Genomic DNA, 18,654 nt, shown 5'->3' with positions numbered 1-18,654 from the left:
ATTTGTTTACTTATTGTTTTACAATTTTTACATTCGCTTCAGAATTATTTATCCTTATTAAATACACTCCTGCGTTTAAAGATGAAAGATCTGTCTGATTATTGATAAAATGCCCAGATCTTACAAGCTGTCCCAGCGTATTAAAAATCTCAAATTTGTACTCTTTATTTTCTGCAGCCCTAATGTAAAGAATATTGGAAAAAGGACTCGGATAGAGAGAGATTTTGTTATTGGCCACCGTAGATTTTACATTCTCTTTGGTCAATTTATAGCTATTGGGTATAACTGCACTTCCTGATGCTGGACCCTCTTCATTACCATTGGCATCATACTTTATTTTCACACATCGGCATCCTGTTCCAAAGTAGGGATCATTATTATCATGAAAGACTATCATTCTGTTGGTGGCAGAAGCCGCATCAAACAGCAGATTAATAGATCTTCCGATGTAATTTGAGTTTAAAGCAGCGGTCCATACCGCAGGATACTGAAAATTGAGCACATTAAACGTTCCCTGAGGCGTCTGATTGGCTGTTACACTTCTGAATCCTCTTGAGCCGGAATCAGGATAATTTCCTATGGAATATGCCGGATTATTAAATACATATCCTACTGTAGCATTGGCAGAATTCCTTACTCTTATTCCTGAATAATCTGTGACAATACTGTATGAGGTTGCTACGTTCTTATCTTTTTTATACCATGGTGTCTGTCCGAAATCCGCTCCGGAAACCAGCGCCACACTTGTGAGGTCCGGAATTCTCCAACCTTCAGGACAGGGATCAAAAGGTGATTTTTCACCTCCTCTTCCCCATCTGTCAGGAGCTAAATTAGGCTCCTGTGCCAGCCAGTCTGTACCGTTGGTATAATTGGGCGTTGTACTGTTGTAAGGAGCAAAAGTACTTGGAATCATATATACCAGAGGATTCTTCACAGAGTAAGATATGATCTTGGAAACCCTTTCTGACGGTTTATCGGTTAACTGCACATTGGATAACGATGCATAGGTGCTGTAAGGCACAATATAGTTTCCTGAAAGATTATTATAGTCGGACTGATCAAGTGTAGTGTACGAAACAGCTCCCTTGGGAGCAGGAGTTCCCAGAAATATGTTATAAAAACTCCTGTTATCTGCATACTGGAATGGAGGGATAGGATCTTTCCTTCCCCATTGATAGTGCAGTCCTGTAGAGGCACGGATTTTTAACAGTTCATCAGCAGTTGGGGCCTGAGGATTGGCAACGTTGGGAAAAGTATCTGTTGCCCCCAGATTACGATCCATAAAGACGGTCTGTAATGCAACATCAGCTTTGTTGACATAATTCACATAATTTGTAACTGCTGCAGGAATTTCTGTAGTATAAGAATAAGATCCCACAGGAGAATCCGTCACCCAGATATGCCAGCTCCAATATACCGGTGAAGATGCACTGCCGTTATGCAATGTAACTACAGCATTTCCACTTTCATTGGGAGCAATTTCTACAGATATTTTAGAATTGCTGATATCCTGTAGTGATAAAGGCGAAGGATTCACTATTAAGACCCTGCTGATTAAAGCTGCATTGGTCGTCCAGAGAACATTAGTTTTTAAATTATTAAAATTGGAAGGATTTAATATCTCAATATTATCCAGCAACTGGCTTTGCACAGAGAATGCTTTACTGACCGGAATTTCAATAGTGGTACCCGTTTCGCTTTTAACAACCTGGTAGGTATTCGGATTGTTCAAACCTTCGTTATATTCTGTAACTGCGGGCAGATATTCTGTTGGAAAATCATAATCATTAATGGTGTAGAGCGGGTCTTTTATACATCTGCAGCCGTTTGCATCTGAAGTATACATTCCGGCCATAGGAAAATAATAATACCGTCCTTTAATATTGGGATAATTAGGGTCCGGAATATCAGGCTGTGTTTTATCAGGAATCATGGAAAGTCCTCTCACAGTAACAGCAGGAGAAGTATCGAATAACCTAGCTAAAGTTGCCGTCCACAACGCAATGTGATGCTGATCACTATACTGCCCTAAATGAGCTCCTCTGATAAGCTGTCCGTTTCCGGGAAAAATCCCCATATTAAATCCGCCGACTGCTGAAAGATCAAAGCCAAGATTAGGATAAACTCTAAATCCTGTCATAAAGGAAGGAACTCCAGTATCAGTAGGCTTTATGATATGATATTTATTCGTTTCAAAAACATTTTTTGCCATGCTGGTTCTTACACCGAAAGGCGAAAAATCTATTCTGATATCATCCACATAAGAGGGAGAAGCCAGATTTGCCACCAGCATTGACGGGATACGCCATCCATTTGGGCAAGGATCATAAGGAGATTTATCTCGATAAGGTTTTGTTTTATCATTGGTATTGTAAACGGTTTCAATTTTCCCTTGTGCATTATCCGACCACAGATTGAGTTCTGAAAGCCTGTTATTAGGCAATGTTGTAGATTTTCCAAACCAGTTGACCGGAAGATTGAGGTTATTGTTATAATAAGCCTGTCCTGAGTTATCATCTTTATTGACATAAATAAGGCTCATAGGATTTTTTACAGAAAGCCTTATATTATTGGTAACTTCTGCAGCGGAAAGCAGAACAAATTTCCTGAGATCATCAATACTCACAGCATTGGTCATATTTTTGGCCCCTCTATGTCTTACTCTGCCTATCGATCCGGAAGCTTCATAAAAATCATTTCCTCTTGTAACCAGGGGTGGAATTGGATCTTTTCGTCCCCATTGATAAAGAAGTCCGTTACTCCGGTTCCAGTCTGATGTCGTGATAGAATTCGTGATTGCTCCCAGATTTCTGTCCATCCATTTCCAGTCGGAGTCCGGAATAATTTCCGTTATTCCGTCAGATCTCATTCTTTTTACGCTGCTGAAACTTTTATAGGAAGCTCCATTGGTGGGATCATCCGTTACCCAGATATGCCAGCTCCAATAAATCTCACCGTCTACCCTGAAAGCAACCACAGCATTTCCTTTTTTTGTCTTATTGACAGGCACTTTAATCTTAGCATCCTGCCCTGTTCCTATTATTTCAAGGGCGTAATTCAATCCGGATTTTATAAGTCCATGAACATCTTCCCATAAAACATCAGCAGTTACCGTCCCTGCAGGTATACCACTCCCGTTAAGATATCCGCCACCCTCCCACATCGCATAAGCTTTTTTTACGGGAACCAGCAATCCTCCGCTATTCTGAGCGGGATCAAAAATGTAACTGTTGGGTGCTTTTTTCCAGTCTGGAAGCAATAATCTCATCGGTTCATGAACCGGTTTCAATGAGTCTGTATTCTCACTAAGCCATATTGCTTTTACATGTCCAATCGAGGGAAGATTCCCTCCGATATTACCTTTGGAAGTGATTCCAAATAATATCAGGCATATGACTGCCGCTAATTTTCCAGCTAATCTTTTCATACCTTAGGTTTTAGTGTCTTTAGCAGAATACAATTATTAAGCCCATTTCTATAAAAAGTGATTTATTATACAAATAAAAACACACATATTTGAATTATGTTATTAATAATGTAAAATAAAACACGATAAACAATATAAAAATCAACAAGGTATTTACATAAAAAAAGACAGCCCCAAGCTGTCTTTATATTTTAAGATTCAAAATTCTAAGGAAGAATATGGTTTTGATACCGGTCAATCGAAAATCGCCCGGCCGTGATATTATTAAATATAGAAAAGACAACAAAATTGAAGACGACAAGTGCGATTATAAATGCATAGATAATATTCTTAACTCTTCCTGAAACCACATACATGGCATTTGGAATAATAATATATGAGAATCCGATAAACGCTCCTGCCAGTCTGGATGAAAAGATAGGGTTGTTTCTGAAAATAAAATAAAGACATATCCCGATTACAGCATAGTTTCTATGGTATTCATAGTAAGGATAAAGTTCTTTCATTTTAGTATCAAAAACGAAAAGGAAGAAAGTAAGGATTGCCATCATCACCTCCGGAATTCCGATACCACCATTAAGTCGTTGTACCGTTTCATCCATATATCCATTAAACCCTTCTACAAGTGTACTATTAGAGGCCATCCCATCTAAGAAACCACCGAAACTTCTATATATTTCAAATGGGGACAGAAAAACAGAACCAATAATCATAATCAGCATTACCGTTTTGTTTAACGGAACGCGGGCCAGCCAATACATCGGCAGGAATAAGTAACAAACACTGTGTATACCCGACCCTATGAATATAAAAAACAGGTAATGCCAGAGTTTCCGCTCTTTAATATACCGTATTGCAAAATACACGATAAAAGTCCCGAGGTTTTGTCTGATCTGCCCACTTTCCCCGATAAAGAAATTGGGAATAAACATGAAAAGGGTAAAAGTAAAGGGATAAAAAGTATTATCCTCAGTATATTCTACTTTAAAGATCATCGCAAAAATAGCAATGACCAATGTTACCATATAAAAAGGTGCATCAAAAAAATTGAGAAGGATCTTATTAATCAAAGTATACAGCCATTCCACATCCAGCGTTTCCGGTCCTTCCATATGGAGCATCTTCATAAAGATACTGTAGTAGCTTTTAGTATCGGAGTAAATATAAATTCCTTTGTAACTTCCGTAATCCGGTCCTACACTATCTCTGAAACCAACAATAATAATAAAATAAACAGCAAGGAACCAGAACCACTTTTTATCAACCTTCTTTCCATACACCTCCTGAACACTGAAGAACAGCATATAGACGATGGCAATTATATAATATGGATGTAGTAAACTCATGCTAACTCTCTGATGTTTTTTTAAACTGATGATATGCTGTGATGAATCCGGTCAGAATTAAAGGCAGGAAAAGCCTCACTTCCCAGAAAAGCCCTACTAAAGTAATCATAAGAAGATAAGGAATGGAAAAGAAAAAATATTTTCCAAAAACACTCTTGTTTTCCTCTGTACAAAGGCCATATATAAAATAAATCACTATTAATGCAAAGACCAACCCTGCAAGATTAAAAGGGCTGGAAAAGTTTCTGTTGATGTAAAAGCCTTCCACAAAAGTCGTTTCATCCTGAACAAGTACAGCTCTTAATCCCAGATAAGGAATGAGAAAAGCAGCAACCAGCGGTATAATTTTCCAGATTACCTCATAATTCCCTTTCTTCAGCTCATCAATATTGAAAAATACGGCTGCAAAAAAGGCTATATTCAGACAGGCTGTTTCTCTTACTAAAGTAGAGATCCCGATAAGTCCAATGAGGGTAAAGAAAAAAGTATTTTTTCTGGTTTCAAGATATTTAAGAGTCAGAAATACACCTGACAGATAACAAAAGAGTGCGATGGTATCACAATTTGTCGGCGCATACTGTGTGATCACAATGAAAAATACAGATAAGAGATGAATAATCCTTCTGGCATTAACATTCAAAAGAAGCCCCGTCGATTTCATGCGGAAAACGGCATTCAAAATCAAAGAACACAAAACGAAGAACACACTGTTCATAAGGAAAAGCCCATGATAAAAAGGGGTTCCGTTTTTGGACAAAAAATCTTTGAAGAAAGAAAGCGGGCCATTGATCAGATTGTACATCAAATCCGTCATCTGTACACTCAGATAATTGGGAATCACTCTGTAAGCATATACGGAGGAAAATAAAAAATCAGGGGTTTTCTCTGATGTTTTCAGTCTTGTGTAGGATGATTCAAATCCATAATAAGACATGGCAAACAACAGAAGCGGAAGAACTATTACCAATAGAAATCCGTTTATTTTTTCATCATTTCTTTTCAACATATCTAAAACAGATTCTTATTTTTTTAATAATAATGGTGGTTTAAAATACATTTTTTCAAAAGGGAACTTTTGCAAAAGTAGAATATTTTTTCATTCTTCCTAGAATATTTTATTGATTTTCAGTTAAAACTTATCGCTAACTATTTTGAACTAATGCTTAAAAAATTAAATTTGCAGACTTGATTTAAATGCAATGCATCGCCTTTTTATATTTTTATATTATCTGATTTCCAAAAATAAAATTCTATCTGTACTGACAGCTCTTGGAATTGCCGCTTTATGCATTTTCTTTGCGTCAAAGATCAATTTTGAGGAAGACATCAATCAGATTATTCCTAAAAATGAAAAGTCGGATCTTACCGCAAAGGTTCTTAAACAGCTTAATTTCTCGGATAAGATTATTGTTATTATCGAGAACAGATCCGGTGAAGACAGCTTCCAGCTTTCTGAAACGGCTGATACTTTTCTGAAAAAAATTGAGCCTTTACAGAAATATATTGGTTCTGTTCAGGGTAAAGTGAACGATAATGAAATTTCTGAAACCTTTGATTTCGTTCATCAGAATCTACCTTTATTCCTTAATGAGAATGATTATAAGGAAATTGATCAGAAACTGCAGAAAGACAGTATTGCAAAACAGGTAGAAAATAATTACATCTCGCTCGTTTCTCCAACAAGCCTTGTAACCAAAGAATTTATTAAAAAAGACCCTCTGGGACTTACTTTTCTTGGAATCAAAAAATTAAATGCTTTAAACATCAGCAAAGACTTCAAACTCGAAGACAGCTATATTGTTACCAAAGACGGAAAAAATCTTTTGCTTTTCATTGATCCTAAAAACAAAAGCAATGATACGAAAGCCAATGAGGTATTTGTGGATCAGCTCAACACGATCAAAGACGGTATTAACAAACAATTCAAAGGGAAAACAGAGATCAGCTATTTCGGTTCTCCGGTGATTGCGGTGGCCAATGCAAAGCAGATCAAAAAAGATATCCAGAACACGGTGGCCATTTCCATGACGGTTCTTTTAATCCTTCTGATCTATTATTTCAGAAATATTTTCACTCCCGTCATTGTATTTCTACCCACTGTATTTTCAGTATTACTCGCTCTCTTAATCCTTTATTTTATTAAAGATAAGATTTCAGCTATTTCACTCAGTGTAGGAGCGATTCTTATTGGAATTACAATTGATTATGCCCTGCATATCCTCACCCATTATAAGCATAACAACAATATTGAGGAGCTTTACAAGGAAATCACGAAGCCTGTTATATTAAGCAGCGCAACAACAGCCGTTTCCTTTTTGTGTCTCGTTTTTGTTCGTTCTGAAGCATTGAAGGACTTAGGACTTTTTGCAGCGATCACCGTGATTCTTTCTTCAATCACAGCATTGATTATTGTTCCTCAGCTTTACAAACCAAAAGAGAAGAATGAACAGCCTAATACTAACTTTATTGACAAGATCGGATCTTACCCTTACGAGAAAAACAAACCGCTGATTATAGGATGCTCTGTCATTATTCTTGCCTGCCTGTTTGGATTCAGACATGTAGGTTTCAATGAAGATATCGGGGATCTGAATTATATTCCGAAAGAACTAAAAATCAGTGAGGCAAAACTGCAGAAACTTTCTGATATTACGTCAAAATCAATTTATACCATTTCTTATGGAAATTCTGAAGAAGAAGCACTGTCCAGAAATTCCGATCTGAGCAGCTTCCTGGACAAAGAGAAAAAAGAAGGGAAGATCTTAAGCTATAATTCTATCGGAAGCGTTGTTCTTTCAGAAAAGGATCAGCAGAAAAAAATTGACGAATGGAACCGTTTCTGGAATGACGAGAAAAAGAATCAGACCATTTCTGAACTGATCAGTAACGGGAATAAATTCGGCTTCAACAGTTCCGCTTTTGATGGTTTTAATGAAGTTTTGCATAAAAATTATGCTGCATTGAGCCTGAAGGATTATCAACAAGTGAAAGCGCTTCAGATTTCAGAATTCATGAGCAGCGAAAATGGTTTCTACACGGTTTCCAATGTGGTAAAAGTAGACGAAAACAAAAGAGACACTTTCATCAAAGATATTGAGAAACAGCATGATGCCATTGCTATCGACCGCCAGCAGATGAATGAAAATTTCCTTGGTTTGCTGAAAAGGGACTTCAATACACTGATCAATTATTCTCTTCTTGCCATTATTTTAACGATTATCATTTTCTTCAGGAATTTTGAATTAACGGTTCTCACCATGTTCCCGATTGTTTTAACGGGAGTTGTTACAGCCGGAATCCTTTATTTTCTGGGATTGGAATTAAATATTTTCAGTACTGTAGTGTGTACGTTGGTATTTGGAGTGGGAGATGACTTCAGCATCTTCCTGACGCAAGCCATGCAAAAAGAACATACTACCGGAAAGAATGAATTGCCTACGTACAGAATTTCTATTATCCTTGCTGTTTTCACAACAATTCTATCCATCGGATCTTTGGTATTCGCCAGGCATCCGGCATTGCATTCTCTGGCATTAGTAGCCCTGATCGGAATGTTCTCCGTTATCATTATTACCTCTACCCTATATCCTTTCTGGTTCAGATTATTCATCACCAACAGGGCGAAAAAAGGACTTTCTCCAATCACATTCAGATTGTTTGTATGGTCAGTATTCTCATTCCTTTATTATGGATTGGGTGGATTGCTGTTTTCCGCCTTCGGAAGTTTTTTTGTTAAAAATTCCAAAGGACAGACCCTGAATATCATCAAACTTATTTTAGCGAGATTTTTAACTTCTGTCCTGTATTCTAATCCTTTTGTAAAGAAGAAGGTCATTAAAAATACATCTGAAGACTTCAGCAAACCTGCAGTTATTATTGCCAATCACACTTCTTTCCTCGATACGCTGGCTATTGCAATGGCTACCCATAAAATCATTTATCTGGTGAATGACTGGGTATATCAGTCTCCTGTTTTTGGAAAACTGGTAAGAGCACTGGGCTTTTATCCCGTTTCGCAGGGAATCGAGAATGGAATGGACAAACTGAAAGAAAAAGTTGAACAAGGATATTCTTTGGTAGTTTTCCCAGAGGCAGAACGTTCTTACACCAATGATGTGAAAAGATTCCATAAAGGAGCTTTTTATCTCGCCGAACAGTTCGGGCTGGATATTCTTCCACTCTATATCCATGGAAATTCCGAGGTGCTGCCGAAAGGAGATTTCATTATCTATGACGGAAGTATTACCGTAAAAGTAGGCAACAGAATCAGCAAAGATGACATGAGTTTTGGACAGAACTATTCTGAAAGAACAAAGAAGATCAATGCTCATTTCAGAGAAGAATTTGCCAGACTGCGCGAGGAGATTGAGGATGAGAATTATTTTAAAAAGAAATTATTCCTGAGCTACCTGTATAAAGACAGTGAGGTGGTACAAAAAGTAAAAGAAGACTTTAATACCAATAAATCAGTATATTTCGAACTGAATAAGCATATTCCTCATGATGCCAACATTCTTCATATTGCTGATGATTTTGGGCAGAAAGATGCCTTATTAACCCTATATCAGGCGAGCCGAAGAATTTTTTCTCTGATTCAGAATGATGAAAAAAGAGCAGTGGCAGCCCATAACTATCTGGTAAAAAGAAGAAAAATACAGTATATTAAAGACCTTTCTGAAGTAAACAAAAAGATTGATGTTCTTTTAATTTCAGATGAACACTTTACCATGAATGAAATTCAGGATCTCCCTGAAACAATCATTTTTGCAAATACAAAAAACACTTCGTTTGAAAGTGATAATTATGCACTAAAATTTAGTTCTGAATCATTAAAAGTATTTAAAACTAAATAATAAATATGAAAAACATACTTTTGTAAACGCTAAAGAAAACTAATGAAGAAAAATATACTTGTCATATATTATTCACAAACCGGACAACTCGAAGATATCGTGAAAAATATAGCCCAGCCTTTTGAAGCGAAAAAGGAGGCTTATGATGTTACGTATTACAACATTCAGCTGAAGGAAGATTTTCCTTTTCCCTGGCCAGGCGATGTTTTTTTCAACACTTTTCCTGAATCTTATCTTCAGATTCCAAAAGAAATCCTTCCTCCTTCAGAAGAAATTCTGAACAAAAAGTATGATCTTATCCTGTTTGGGTATCAGGTATGGTATCTCACACCATCCATTCCTATTATTTCTTTCTTAAAGAGTGATTATGCAGAGCGAATCCTTAAAGACACTCCTGTAGTAACCATCTCAGGAACCAGAAATATGTGGATGCTTTCCCAGGAAAAATTAAAGGTTTACCTAAGAGATCTGCAGGCTAAACTCGTAGGAAATATTGCTTTGGTAGACAGGCACGACAATTACACCAGCGTATTAACGATTCTCCGATGGCTTACCACAGGTCAGAAAGAAAAATCGGGAATGCTTCCCGCTGCAGGAGTTTCCGATGAAGAAATTGCAGGTTCTGTAAAGTATGGCGAGATTATTGAAAGACATTTTAATCATAATGACCTTAATAGTTTACAACCGGATCTTGTGAAAAACGGAGCGATTGAAATCCGTGCGTTTTTAGTGCGTGTAGAAAAGGTAGGAAACAAAATTTTTACAGTATGGTCTAACCTGATTATCAAGAAAAAAGAGAAACGTCCATTGCTGATAAAATTCTTTAAGGTATATTTGATGGCAGCGATATGGATTATCTCGCCTGTCGTTTTGGTTTTACACCTGCTTACAACCCCTATATTTTGGTTTAAAAGACAAAAACAAAAAAGATATTTACAAGGAATTAATTTAAAATAGAATGTACGACGTATTTATAACAAAAGCATCAAAATACTTACCCAATGAGCCGGTAGCGAATGATGAAATGGAGACTTATCTTGGGCTTATCAATGATGCGCCATCTAAAGCAAAATCACTTATCCTGAGAAATAATAAAATCACGACAAGATACTACGCTTTAGACAAAGAAGGAAACCCTACCCACTCTAATGCGCAGCTTACTGCCAAAGCAATCGAAGGACTTTTTGACGAAGATTTCAAAAAGGAAGATATGAAATTATTATCTGTAGGAACTACTTCACCGGATCAGATCCAGCCTTCTCACGCATCCATGGTGCATGGCGAACTGAACATCGGAAAATCTATTGAAATTAATACTTCAACAGGTCTTTGCAACTCAGGAATGAATGCCCTGAATTATGGATTCCTTTCTGTAAAAGCCGGTGTACAGGACAACGCAGTATGCGCAGGTTCTGAAAGAATGTCTGCATGGATGACTGCTGATAAATTCAACCATGAGGCTGAAAATTTAAAATTACTGGAGGAAAGACCTATCATTGCTTTCAAAAGAGAATTCCTGAGATGGATGCTTTCTGACGGAGCAGGCGCTTTCCTTTTAGAAAATAAACCAAGAGAAAACAGCACTTCCCTAAAAATAGAATTCATTGATTTCTATTCTTATGCCCACGAAATTGAAGCTTGTATGTATGCAGGATGTGATAAGCTGGAAGACGGAAGCCTGAAATCATGGGCAGACTACCCTTCTGATGAATGGTTGAAACAATCTATTTTTGCCATTAAACAGGATACTAAAATCCTTGATAAATATATCCTTGTAAAAGGAGCAGAAAGTTTAAGATCATCTTTTGACAAACATAATCTGGATCCAGAAAAAATTGACCACGTACTGGCTCATATTTCTTCCGGATACTTTAAAGACGGACTGAAAGAAGAATTTGCCAAAAAAGGAATGGATTTCCCGGCAGAAAAATGGTTCTATAACCTTTCTGAGGTTGGAAACATCGGAGCAGGATCTATATTTATCGCCCTTGAAGAATTAATGAATTCAGGAAAACTAAAAAAAGGAGAAAAAGTACTTCTTTGTGTTCCCGAAAGTGGAAGATTTGCTTATTCTTGTGCTTTATTAACCGTTTACTAATGGAAAACAAACTGCCCACATCCGATAAAGATTTTGTAGAAAGTCTTATCCCCCAAAGGTTTCCTTTTGTAATGGTGCATGAATTGTCTGAATACTCTGAAAATCATCTCTTATCCGGTTTTGAGATAAAGGAAGACAACCTTTTTATCCAGGATGGATTATTCCAGGCTTCAGGACTGATTGAGCATCAGGCGCAGAGCGTTGCCCTTCATACCGGATATAAATATTATCTGCTGGGAAAAGATGCTCCAACCGGATATATCGGAGCCATCAAATCTTTTGAAGCTGAAATACTGCCTAAAGTAGGAGATCAGCTGAAATCTGAAGTAACCATTCTTAATGAAGTAATGGGAGTAACACTGGTAGATATCATTACGAAACTGAACGGTGAAGTGATTGCAAAATCTCAAATGAAAACCGCTGTAAAATAAACTGGAAATGGAAATAAAGGAAGAAAATATCATCAATATACACAACTTTTTACCGCATCGTGAACCGATGCTCATGGCAGACTATATCCTGGAACTGACCAAAGAAAAAGTAGTGACTTCCTTTGAAATCAAAGAAGATAATATATTTGTTCACAACAATGAGTTTGCGGAAGCCGGATTAATCGAAAATCTTGCTCAAACCTGTTCATCTATCCTTGGGCAAAGCTTCTTTGAAAATCCCGAAGCTGATACTAAAGTGATTGGATTCATTACCAATATCAAGAAGATCGAAATTTTTGCTCTTCCAAAAGTGGGTGACCAAATTATTTCCAAAGCTTCGCTTATCTCACAATTTGAGAATATCTGCCATATCTTCTGTGAAACATTTACTAATGATGAATTGTTAATCAGAGCGGAAATCAACCTGTTTATTCAGGAAGTAAAGTCGTAAAGTCAATTCAACATAGACATAGAAAAGCTGTACAAAAACGTACAGCTTTTCTCTTTTAAATCAATTTTATATTCTCTAATAGATTTGTGAACATTTGTGCAATCATTTGTGTTATTCGTGTTTAAAATATAGGTTTTGGCTAAAGTCAATTGATTTTTCTCTTTTTTTAAGCGGGCTTTCTTCGTCTCCGCTCAGAATCATAGCCCACTCCTATTGAATTGATTATAAAAACCCTAGAAAAAACTCTGTTTTTTATTTATTTACACACTCACCACCTCTTCATAAATACACTGATAATCAATTTAGTACACCCGTTAAAATCTCATCATCAGATGAATTATTTCACGTGAAACATTCACAAAATCCGTGAAACTCTGATCCTTAGAGAGAAACAGTTTTTAACCACAAAATTGAGTCTATAATTCTTCGGAATCAGTATAAAGGAACATGCTGCTTAAAATCTAAGCAGCATGTTTCTTTATTGAAGTTTACTTAATTTCTTTTTTTAGATAATAACTTCATAATCGTTGCCTCCGCAAATCTGCTCAGCAGCAGTTGCAATATCGGTATTAACTCCTACATTACGTATTTGCCCGTTAGTTCCGTTAGCACACGAAATATAAGCAGTTAAACCTCCTTTTACTTTTTTTAATTGATTTTTTGTAAGTTGTCTTAAGTTTTTCATGGTTTTTGTTTTATTAGTTTTTTAATTATTACAAAAACAAATATAAATTAAACCACTTATCTATACATGATAATTAACAAAATTTATAAATATTCGTAATATAAGATAACTACTTTTATATTTGAGAATGTGCAAAATGTTGTAATACGGCCTCAGTTTTGAAGTAGTAACTGCTCAGATTTAATATGATTTACATATAATGTATTTTCACTATTTTAGCCACCTGATTAAAAGAATCAAAACAGGTGAGCGAGACCTCATCTGGAATCTAAAAATATAAACATTATTTAGATGAAAAAACAAGACCTGCCTCAAGACGAAAGTAACCTGAAATCCGCCAACATGACTGAAGTTTTGTATGTGACGGATGAGAACGACAACTACACGACAGCAAACAGCACAGGCTGGGATGCCAAAAAAGCGGCTCTGGATGAATCGATGGAACTTATTTATGAAAGAATTGAGGAAGCAAAACAAAATGTGGCCAATAATACAGCAAGTCCCATTGTTTATTTTATGGAACTGAACAAAATGGATATTGGCGTTCTTGCTTCATATGTAGGAATGTGGCAATGGAGGGTAAAAAGACATTTTAAACCCAAAATATTCAAAACACTAAGCGAAAATGCACTGAAAAAATATGCCGATGCATTCGGAATTTCAGTGGATGAATTAAAAAACTTCGACGGGAAATAAATGAAACCGGGCCGGAAATAATGCCCGTTCCATTTGACCAATGAAAAGATACAATCAGCAAATGAAATTAAACTTTGAACACCATCAGACTGCGCATTGCGAAAACGGTGTTGCTTCTAATCTACTGCTTAACAAAGGACTGAAACTAAGTGAACCTATGATCTTCGGGATCGGCTCAGGACTGTTTTTTGTCTATCTCCCTTTTCTGAAGGTGAATTTTGCTCCGGGCTTCAGCTATCGTCCGATGCCGGGTGCTATTTTCAGTAAAGCAGCCAAAAGATTAGGAATTAAAATCAAAAGAGAAAAATTCTCAAATCCTCAGGATGCCCAAAAAGCTCTTGAAAGAAATCTGGAACAAAATATCCCTACAGGACTTCAGGTGGGCGTTTTCAACCTTACTTATTTTCCTGAAGAATACAAATTTCATTTCAATGCCCACAATCTTGTGGTATATGGAAAAGAAGATGGAAAATTTCTGATCAGTGACCCTGTAATGGATTATACGACTTCTCTTTCAGAAGCAGAATTGGAAAAAGTAAGATATGCCAAAGGAGCACTTCCTCCCAAAGGGCATATGTACTACCCTGTTTATGTCCCGGAAAATGTGAATCTTGAAGAAGCTATCAAAAAAGGGATCAAAGATACCTGCAAAAATATGCTGGCACCCGTACCGCTTATTGGGGTAAAAGCCATGAGATGGGTAGCGAAAAGCATCCCGAAATGGGCAGAAAAGAAAGGGACGAAAGTTACCAACCATTATTTGGGACAATTGATCAGGATGCAGGAAGAAATCGGGACCGGAGGCGGAGGATTCAGGTTTATCTATGGAGCATTCCTCCAGGAAGCAGCTGTTATTCTCAAAAATGACGAGCTGAAGGAATTATCAAAAGAAATAACCTCTATCGGTGACCTTTGGAGAGATTTTGCCGTAGATATTGCCAGAGTGTATAAAAACAGAAACTCGAAAAGCAATATTTACAATGAACTTTCAAAAACAATGCTGCATATTGCAGACCTGGAAGAAGCTTTCTATAAAAAACTGAGAAAAGCGATCTGATATGGCGGAAAATATGATTGAGATTAAAAACTTATACAAAAAATACAAAAATTCTGATGAGTTTTCTGTAAATGATATTTCTTTGAGCATCAGTAAAAATGAAATCTATGGAATTCTTGGCCCCAACGGAGCTGGAAAAACAACCTTGATTTCCATGCTTTCAGGATTAATCAAACCTACTTCAGGAAACTTCACCATTAACGGTTTATCTCCCCAGAAGGATGGGTTCAAAATAAGACAGATTATCGGAATTGTTCCCCAGGAATATGCTTTATATCCTACACTTACAGCTAAGGAAAACCTTATGTTTTTCGGAAGTCTGTATGGTTTAAAGCATAACCAGCTTAAAAAAGCAATTGATGAATCCCTTGAAATTATGGGACTTTCAAAATTTGCCAATAAGCAGGTAGGACAGTTTTCAGGAGGAATGAAACGCCGCTGCAACCTCATCGCAGGAACTCTTCACAATCCTAAAGTTTTATTCCTGGACGAGCCTACTGTAGGAGTAGATGTTCAGTCCAAAAAAGCAATTATTGATTATCTTCTGGATTTAAATAAACAGGGAACATGCATTATTTACACTTCCCATCACCTTTCGGAAGCGGAAGAATTCTGTACAAAAATTGCCATCATCGATCATGGAAAAATTCATGCTGTAGGAACTCCTGAAGAACTTGTTTCACAGATTGCGAATGCCGAAAACCTGGAAGACGTTTTCATTTCATTAACCGGAAAAGAATTAAGAGATGTTGTTGTATAAACTGTGGAGAAGTTTTATTAAGGAAATTCTTCTGCTGAAAAGAGATATCGGAGGAATTGTCATCATCTTTGTGATGCCATTGCTTTTGATTGTCACCATAACCCTTATTCAGGATTCTACCTTTAAAAACCTTGAAGGCTCAAAAATCCCAATTATTTTTATTGATCAGGACAAATCTGAAGTTTCAAAAAATATAAAAGCCGAACTGGAAAACAGCAAAACATTCCAGCTGCTGACGAACTTCAATGAAAAATCTGCTCAGGATGCTGTTTTTTCCGGAGATTATCAGATGGCGATTGTCATTCCTGAAAATTTAACGAAAGATTTAAATTCCAATATTGATTCGAAAGTTCAGACCATTGTAAGTTCATTCGGGCTGGAAGGAGATTCTGCAAAAGTAAAAACAGCAGTTCCCAAAACCAAAGAAATTCATTTGTACTTTGACCCTGCTACCAATGTGGGCTTCAAAAATTCGGTGATGAATTCTGTCAACAAAATGGTTTTTGAAATTGAAAATAAAAAGATTTACAAAGCCTTCCAGGATCAGCTGGGAACAACGGAAAATCTTGACGAAAATAAAAACCTGATCAGCTTTAAAGAAATCACTCCCCAAAAAGGAGAAATGGACGTGATGCCGAACTCTGTTCAGCACAACGTTCCTGCATGGACACTTTTTGCGATCTTCTTTATTGTTGTCCCTTTATCCATCAATCTGGTAAAAGAAAAAAGCCAGGGAACAAGTGTAAGAGCAAGAATAAGCCCTACACCTTATTTTGTCCATATTTTAGGAAAAACATTTACGTATCTTATCATCTGCCTTATTCAGTTTTTACTGATGGTTGCCGTAGGAATTTACCTTTTCCCTTATATGGATCTTCCTGCTTTTGATGTATCAGGAAAAATGTTCCAGCTTGTGGTAGTAACACTGTTTGCAGGATTGGCCGCAATTGGATTCGGAGTTTTATTGGGAACTATAGCCGATACACAAGAGCAGTCTGCCCCATTTGGAGCAACCTCTGTAGTGGTTTTAGCTGCTATTGGCGGAATTTGGGTTCCTGTATTTTTAATGCCGGAATTCATGCAGACCGTAGCCAAATTCTCTCCTATGAACTGGGGACTGAATGCCTATTATGATATTATTTTAAGAAACAGCGGAATTGGTGGAATTGCCAAAGAAGTGGTTTTCCTTTTCTTATTCTATATTGCCACTGTAGCTATTTCCATTTTTTACGAAAAAAAACAAAATGCAGTCTAAAGAAAATATATTAACCTGTACCGAAGAAGTCAGAGTACGCTTCAATGAAACAGACCCGCTGGGCATTGTCTGGCATGGGCATTATATCGTGTATTTTGAAGACGGAAGAGAAGCTTTCGGTCGTCTGCATGGCCTTACCTATCTTGATATTCAGAATGCAGGATTTGTAACACCGATCGTAAAAAGTACTTGCGAGCATTTTCTTCCTTTAAAGTATGGAGAAACATTCAGAATTGTGACCACTTTTATCAATTCTGTATCTGCCAAACTTATTTACAGATATGAGCTTTTCAATCAGGAAGATCAACTGGTATGCAGCGGAGAAACCATTCAGGTATTTCTTGACAGCAATGGAAGCTTATGCCTGTACAATCCGGAATTTTTTCAAAACTGGAAAGATAAAATGGGATTATCATGAAAAAGGACATTTATATCACAGACTACAATTGTGTAACTCCTTTAGGTTTCAATGTTGATTCCAACTGGAATGCCCTGTTAAAAGGGCAGTCGGGAGTTGCTTTACATAAAATCATAGACAATCAGGATGCTTTTTATGCTTCTATGATTGATTCTGAAAAACTGAATGAAGAATTCGATAGATTCTTCGACTCTGCTCAGAATGACATTCCTAATTTTACAAGACTGGAAAAAATGCTTCTTTTAAGCTTACAGCCTCTTGTTGAGAAGCATTCTATATCAGAAGACACAGCTTTTATCCTTTCCACCACAAAAGGAAATATCAGCCTGTTAAAAAACCAGTCCGAATTAACTGAAGGTGTTTATTTATCAAAATTAGCAGAAAAAATTGCTGATTTTTTTGGATTTAAAACAAAACCGATCATCGTTTCTAATGCCTGCGTTTCAGGAGTAATGGCGATTTCAGTGGCAAAAAATATGATTCAGGCAGGAAAATACAAAGATGCCTTTGTAATTGCAGGAGACGAACTTTCTGAATTTGTTATTTCAGGATTTAACTCGTTTCAGGCAATAGGATCAGGGCCTTGCCAACCTTATGATAAAAACAGAGACGGAATTAATATTGGTGAAGCAGCAGCCGCAATTTATATCACCTCATGTCATTGCGAGGAACAAAGTGACGAAGCAATCTCACAAAACGAAAAACCCAGGTTTAAAGTCCTTGGAGATTCAGCAGTGAATGATGCCAATCACATTTCCGGACCTTCAAGAACGGGTGATGGTTTATATGCCAGTATCAAAAATGCGATGACTGAAGCGAAAATTTCTTCAGGACAGATCGATTTTATTTCGGCCCACGGAACAGCCACTTTATATAACGACGAAATGGAAGCCATTGCCTTCAACAGAATGGATCTTCAGCATATTCCGCTCAATAGTATGAAAGGCTATTACGGACATTGCCTGGGTGCTTCCGGTCTTTTGGAAAGCATTATATCTATGGAAAGTGCTCTTCACAGCACTTTGCTTCCATCAAAGAACTTTGAGGAAACAGGAATAACCCAGCCTTTGAATATCATCAAGGAAAATCAAACTGCAGAAATCAAATATATTTTAAAGACCGCTTCTGGTTTTGGAGGATGTAATGCAGCTGTTGTACTGAAAAAAGGTTAAACTGA

At 36.9% G+C, this 18,654-nt stretch carries 15 protein-coding genes; 11 read left to right on the top strand and 4 right to left on the bottom strand.

All coding sequences use genetic code 11. The features are described 5' to 3' along the window. Positions 1–10 precede the first annotated feature (10 nt). The 3 genes from AC5YGI_RS09955 to AC5YGI_RS09945 form a co-directional block, all read right to left on the bottom strand. A complete protein-coding gene (locus AC5YGI_RS09955) occupies positions 11–3,427 on the bottom strand; it encodes a T9SS type A sorting domain-containing protein (RefSeq protein ID WP_496168155.1) in 3,417 nt (1,138 codons plus the stop codon). Between the two features lie 206 nt (positions 3,428–3,633). After that, on the bottom strand, positions 3,634–4,773 hold the full coding sequence (locus AC5YGI_RS09950) for an EpsG family protein (RefSeq protein WP_330744073.1): 1,140 nt from the start codon (positions 4,771–4,773) through the stop codon (positions 3,634–3,636). 1 nt (position 4,774) lies between these two features. Next, positions 4,775–5,779, bottom strand: coding sequence for a hypothetical protein (locus AC5YGI_RS09945; RefSeq protein WP_330744075.1), 1,005 nt, complete (start codon positions 5,777–5,779; stop codon positions 4,775–4,777). Between the two features lie 193 nt (positions 5,780–5,972). Here AC5YGI_RS09945 and AC5YGI_RS09940 point away from each other — a divergent pair, with 193 nt between their 5' ends. Genes AC5YGI_RS09940 through AC5YGI_RS09920 form a run of 5 tightly spaced genes read left to right on the top strand, consistent with a single transcriptional unit; the run spans position 5,973 to position 12,606 of the window. Continuing rightward, entirely contained in the window at positions 5,973–9,626 is a 3,654-nt protein-coding gene (locus tag AC5YGI_RS09940; RefSeq protein ID WP_496168152.1) for an MMPL family transporter, read from the top strand. A gap of 42 nt (positions 9,627–9,668) precedes the next feature. Next, the gene (locus AC5YGI_RS09935; protein ID WP_454511425.1) at positions 9,669–10,583 is read left to right on the top strand and encodes an EVE domain-containing protein; all 915 of its coding nucleotides are present in this window, start codon (positions 9,669–9,671) and stop codon (positions 10,581–10,583) included. A gap of 1 nt (position 10,584) precedes the next feature. Further along, positions 10,585–11,724 carry a dialkylresorcinol biosynthesis protein DarB gene (gene darB / locus AC5YGI_RS09930; RefSeq protein WP_496168150.1) on the top strand — a complete coding sequence of 380 codons (1,140 nt, stop codon included), beginning with the start codon at positions 10,585–10,587 and terminating at the stop codon, positions 11,722–11,724. Further along, on the top strand, positions 11,724–12,155 hold the full coding sequence (locus AC5YGI_RS09925) for a hotdog family protein (protein ID WP_454511424.1): 432 nt from the start codon (positions 11,724–11,726) through the stop codon (positions 12,153–12,155). The genes darB and AC5YGI_RS09925 overlap by 1 nt, the downstream gene beginning before the upstream one ends. A gap of 7 nt (positions 12,156–12,162) precedes the next feature. Beyond that, positions 12,163–12,606, top strand: a complete 444-nt coding sequence (locus tag AC5YGI_RS09920; protein ID WP_110009839.1) for a hotdog family protein — start codon at positions 12,163–12,165, stop codon at positions 12,604–12,606. 505 nt (positions 12,607–13,111) lie between these two features. Here AC5YGI_RS09920 and AC5YGI_RS09915 read toward each other — a convergent pair. Further along, positions 13,112–13,291, bottom strand: coding sequence for a bacteriocin-like protein (locus AC5YGI_RS09915; RefSeq protein WP_089695162.1), 180 nt, complete (start codon positions 13,289–13,291; stop codon positions 13,112–13,114). A 291-nt stretch (positions 13,292–13,582) separates the two neighbouring features. Between AC5YGI_RS09915 and DarG the strand changes: the two genes are divergently transcribed. The 6 genes from DarG (at position 13,583) to AC5YGI_RS09885 (ending at position 18,649) form a co-directional block, all read left to right on the top strand. After that, a complete protein-coding gene (gene DarG, locus AC5YGI_RS09910; RefSeq protein WP_110009840.1) occupies positions 13,583–13,987 on the top strand; it encodes a flexirubin biosynthesis protein DarG in 405 nt (134 codons plus the stop codon). 61 nt (positions 13,988–14,048) lie between these two features. Then, a complete protein-coding gene (gene darH, locus AC5YGI_RS09905; protein WP_079244002.1) occupies positions 14,049–15,044 on the top strand; it encodes a BtrH-related acyltransferase DarH in 996 nt (331 codons plus the stop codon). A gap of 1 nt (position 15,045) precedes the next feature. Then, positions 15,046–15,804, top strand: a complete 759-nt coding sequence (locus AC5YGI_RS09900) for an ABC transporter ATP-binding protein (RefSeq protein ID WP_227942588.1) — start codon at positions 15,046–15,048, stop codon at positions 15,802–15,804. Further along, the gene (locus tag AC5YGI_RS09895; RefSeq protein WP_496168147.1) at positions 15,791–17,059 is read left to right on the top strand and encodes an ABC transporter permease; all 1,269 of its coding nucleotides are present in this window, start codon (positions 15,791–15,793) and stop codon (positions 17,057–17,059) included. Before AC5YGI_RS09900 ends, AC5YGI_RS09895 begins: the two co-directional genes overlap by 14 nt. Next, positions 17,049–17,477: an acyl-CoA thioesterase gene (locus AC5YGI_RS09890; RefSeq protein ID WP_105684190.1), complete on the top strand. Its 429-nt coding sequence runs from the start codon at positions 17,049–17,051 to the stop codon at positions 17,475–17,477. The genes AC5YGI_RS09895 and AC5YGI_RS09890 overlap by 11 nt, the downstream gene beginning before the upstream one ends. Next, positions 17,474–18,649: a beta-ketoacyl synthase N-terminal-like domain-containing protein gene (locus AC5YGI_RS09885; RefSeq protein ID WP_330744098.1), complete on the top strand. Its 1,176-nt coding sequence runs from the start codon at positions 17,474–17,476 to the stop codon at positions 18,647–18,649. Before AC5YGI_RS09890 ends, AC5YGI_RS09885 begins: the two co-directional genes overlap by 4 nt. Positions 18,650–18,654 lie beyond the last annotated feature (5 nt).

It is taken from the genome of Chryseobacterium sp. CS3K3.1, assembly GCF_059515165.1.
The sequence above is the reverse complement of the archived record's forward strand: the minus strand, read 5'-3'. Positions and strand labels throughout refer to the sequence as shown.

Bases quoted from the DNA above. Each gene is read 5' to 3' on its own strand.
- AC5YGI_RS09955 (WP_496168155.1), bottom strand. From the start codon at position 3,427: ATGAAAAGATTAGCTGGAAAATTAGCGGCAGTCATATGCCTGATATTA.
- AC5YGI_RS09950 (WP_330744073.1), bottom strand. From the start codon at position 4,773: ATGAGTTTACTACATCCATATTATATAATTGCCATCGTCTATATGCTG.
- AC5YGI_RS09945 (WP_330744075.1), bottom strand. From the start codon at position 5,779: ATGTTGAAAAGAAATGATGAAAAAATAAACGGATTTCTATTGGTAATA.
- AC5YGI_RS09940 (WP_496168152.1), top strand. From the start codon at position 5,973: ATGCATCGCCTTTTTATATTTTTATATTATCTGATTTCCAAAAATAAA.
- AC5YGI_RS09935 (WP_454511425.1), top strand. From the start codon at position 9,669: ATGAAGAAAAATATACTTGTCATATATTATTCACAAACCGGACAACTC.
- darB (WP_496168150.1), top strand. From the start codon at position 10,585: ATGTACGACGTATTTATAACAAAAGCATCAAAATACTTACCCAATGAG.
- AC5YGI_RS09925 (WP_454511424.1), top strand. From the start codon at position 11,724: ATGGAAAACAAACTGCCCACATCCGATAAAGATTTTGTAGAAAGTCTT.
- AC5YGI_RS09920 (WP_110009839.1), top strand. From the start codon at position 12,163: ATGGAAATAAAGGAAGAAAATATCATCAATATACACAACTTTTTACCG.
- AC5YGI_RS09915 (WP_089695162.1), bottom strand. From the start codon at position 13,291: ATGAAAAACTTAAGACAACTTACAAAAAATCAATTAAAAAAAGTAAAA.
- DarG (WP_110009840.1), top strand. From the start codon at position 13,583: ATGAAAAAACAAGACCTGCCTCAAGACGAAAGTAACCTGAAATCCGCC.
- darH (WP_079244002.1), top strand. From the start codon at position 14,049: ATGAAATTAAACTTTGAACACCATCAGACTGCGCATTGCGAAAACGGT.
- AC5YGI_RS09900 (WP_227942588.1), top strand. From the start codon at position 15,046: ATGGCGGAAAATATGATTGAGATTAAAAACTTATACAAAAAATACAAA.
- AC5YGI_RS09895 (WP_496168147.1), top strand. From the start codon at position 15,791: ATGTTGTTGTATAAACTGTGGAGAAGTTTTATTAAGGAAATTCTTCTG.
- AC5YGI_RS09890 (WP_105684190.1), top strand. From the start codon at position 17,049: ATGCAGTCTAAAGAAAATATATTAACCTGTACCGAAGAAGTCAGAGTA.
- AC5YGI_RS09885 (WP_330744098.1), top strand. From the start codon at position 17,474: ATGAAAAAGGACATTTATATCACAGACTACAATTGTGTAACTCCTTTA.